This window comes from Cellulomonas algicola (assembly GCF_003851725.1).
GTDB classification, from domain to species: domain Bacteria; phylum Actinomycetota; class Actinomycetes; order Actinomycetales; family Cellulomonadaceae; genus Cellulomonas; species Cellulomonas algicola.
In genome coordinates this window covers 1-2,732 of the sequence record NZ_BHYL01000229.1, presented here as the reverse complement: position 1 = coordinate 2,732, position 2,732 = coordinate 1, and the positions used below count along the sequence as shown (strand labels likewise).

Genomic DNA, 2,732 nt, shown 5'->3' with positions numbered 1-2,732 from the left:
GTCATGAGGTCGTCCTCTCGTCGTGATGGGCAGATCGGGGGCGACGGCGACGCGGGAGCGGTCACCGCGTCGCCGCCGCAGGACGCCGCGCGGGTCGGCCGTGCACCCGGCCCGCAGCGGCGCCGTCAGGCGCGGCCGACCTCCTGCGCGTAGAGGTAGCGCGACGGCCGCAGCTCCCACGTCACCGCGCGCGACACGACGGCGGTGAACGGCGAGGGGTAGAGGAAGATCGTGTGCGCCTGCTCGCGGTAGAGCTCGGCGGCCTCGACGACGAGGTCGCGCTGCTCGTCGAGGTCGGTCGCCGCCTGCGCGCGCCGGACGAGGTCGTCGAACTCGGGCGCCACGACGTCGCTCTGGATGTGGTCGCTCGTGAACGGGTCGAACAGCTGGAACCCGCCGCGGTACTGCCCGCCCCACATGATGTAGACGAGGTCCGCGCCCTTCTGCGCGTCGCCGTACTGCCGGTCGAGCCACGTCGGGAACGGCGTCTGCGTGATCGTCAGGTCGACGCCGACCTCCTTCCACTGCGCCGCGATGGCCTGCGACGCGAGGTCGGCGGAGACGTAGGTGCCGGACGGGACGTCGACCTCGAGCGTGAAGCCGTCCGCGTAGCCCGCCTCGGCGAGCAGCTCCTTCGCCTTGTCGGGGTCGTACGGGTACGCCTCGACGCCCGGCGCCTCCTCCTGGTACGGCTCGAAGAGCACCGTCCCCGGCAGCGGCTCGACGGCGCCCTTGAAGAGACCCTCGATGATCGTCTCCTTGTCGGTCGCGTAGTTGAGGGCCTGCCGGACGCGCTCGTCGGCGAGCGGGGTGCCCGCCTTCTCCTCGTTGACCGCGAGCACCAGCGGCTGCGGGCCGACGCCGAGCGTCGTCTCGTAGACCGACGAGTCGGCGAACTGGTCGAGGCTGAGCGGTTCGACGTTGAGGACGATGTCCGCCTCGCCCGCCTGGATCGCGGCGACCCGCTGCGCCTCCGACGCGAGCACGGTGTACCGGACCTTCGCGAAGTCCGGCTCGTCGCCCGCCCAGTGCGGGTTGGGCGACAGCGTCGCGCCGTTCTCGAGGTCGAGGGTGTCGATCTGGTACGGACCGCTGCCGAGCGACTCGGTGTCGATGTTGTGCGACTGCGCGAACGTCGGGTCGACGATGTAGGCGTTCCACAGGCGACCGGGCAGGTCGAGCGCAGGCGCGCTCAGGTGGAAGAGGATCGTCGTCGGGTCGGGCGACTCGACGGACGCGACGAACTTGCGCAGCGGCGCCCCGGTGGTGCCCTTGTACTCGGGGTCGAGGAGCTGCTGGAAGTTCCACACGATCGTCTCGGCCGTGAGCGGCGTGCCGTCGGAGAAGACGGCGTCGGTGCGGATCGTGAACCTCCACTCGAGGTCGGAGACCTGCTCCCACTCCGTCGCGAGCGACGGCGCGACCTCGGAGTCGGGCGTGATGCGCGTGAGCGCCTCGTACACGGAGCCGACGACGGCCCCCTGGCTGTCGGGCGAGCCGCCCTTGTGCGGGTTGACGCTCGTGAGCTGGCGGGAGAGCACGAGTCGCAGCTCCTCGCCCGCGGTGGGCACGGGTCCGGCGGGCTCGGACGCGGCGTCGCCGCTCGCGCTGCTGCCGGCGCACGCGCCGAGCGTCACGACGAGCGCGGCGGAGACGAGGGCGGAGAGCACGGCGGCGACGGGCCGTCGCCGGTGCGGGGTGGGTCGGGACATGGTCCTGCTTCCGGTGCGGGGGACGCCGTGGCGGCGTCCCGGGGGCGGGGTGGGTCCTGCCGGGACGCGTCAGACGGGGTGCGTCGCCGGTGCTGCGCCGGCGAGGTGCGGAGCCCGGCGACCGGGCACCGCGTCGACGAGGGCGCGGGTGTAGGGGTGCTGCGGGTCCGCGAGGACGTCCTGCGTGCGGCCCTGCTCGACGATTCGGCCGTGCCGCAGCACGACGACGTCGTCGCAGAGGAACCGCACGACGCCCAGGTCGTGCGAGATGAACAGGTACGTGAGCCCGTGCTCGGCGCGCAGCCGCGCGAGGAGCGTGAGGATGCGGGCCTGCACGGACAGGTCGAGAGCCGAGACCGGCTCGTCGGCGACGACGAGCCGCGGCCCGCCCGCGAGCGCCCGGGCGATCCCGACGCGCTGGCGCTGACCGCCCGAGAGCTCCGCGGGCCGCCGGTCGCGGAACGCGCGGGGCAGCTCGACCTCGTCGAGCAGCTCGTCGACGCGGGCCGCCACCGCGGCTCGGTCGAGGCCGAGGCGGTGCAGCTCGAGCGGCTCGCGCAGCGTCTGCGCGACGGTGAGGCGCGGGTCGAGCGACGCGTAGGGGTCCTGGAACACGTACTGCACGTCCCGGCGCCAGCGGCGGCGACCCTCCCGGGTGCTGCTGCGCGGGTCGGTGCCGTCGAACACGACCGTGCCGCCGTCGGCGGTCTCCAGACCGGTGACGATGCGCGCGAGCGTCGTCTTGCCCGAGCCCGACTCGCCGACGATCCCGAGCGCCTGGCCGGGGGCCACCGTGAGGTCGACGCCGTCGAGCGCGGCGTGCCGGGTGCGGCCGGCCGGGCCGCGGACGACGAACGAGCGGCGCAGGTCGCGCACCTCGAGGATCGGCCGCTCGGGTGCACCGGCGTCGGCGCGCGCGACGACGGTCGACACCTCGGCGAGCGTGGTCGTCGTCGTCCGGCCGGTGCGGACCGCGCCCTGTGCCGGGCCGGCCGCGGCCCGCGCGGGCGACGTCGGGAC

The 2,732-nt window shown here is 74.2% G+C and carries 2 protein-coding genes; both read right to left on the bottom strand.

The genetic code is table 11. The features are described 5' to 3' along the window. Window positions 1-125: 125 nt before the first annotated feature. Window positions 126-1,712, bottom strand: coding sequence for an ABC transporter substrate-binding protein (locus CTKZ_RS14380; protein ID WP_124343588.1), 1,587 nt, complete (start codon window positions 1,710-1,712; stop codon window positions 126-128). A 69-nt stretch (window positions 1,713-1,781) separates the two neighbouring features. Further along, window positions 1,782-2,732 (bottom strand): ABC transporter ATP-binding protein (locus CTKZ_RS14375; protein ID WP_148090500.1); only part of this gene is annotated, 951 nt, incomplete at its 5' end.

Excerpts from the sequence above, each read along its gene's own strand:
- CTKZ_RS14380 (WP_124343588.1), bottom strand. The coding sequence starts at position 1,712 with ATGTCCCGACCCACCCCGCACCGGCGACGGCCCGTCGCCGCCGTGCTC.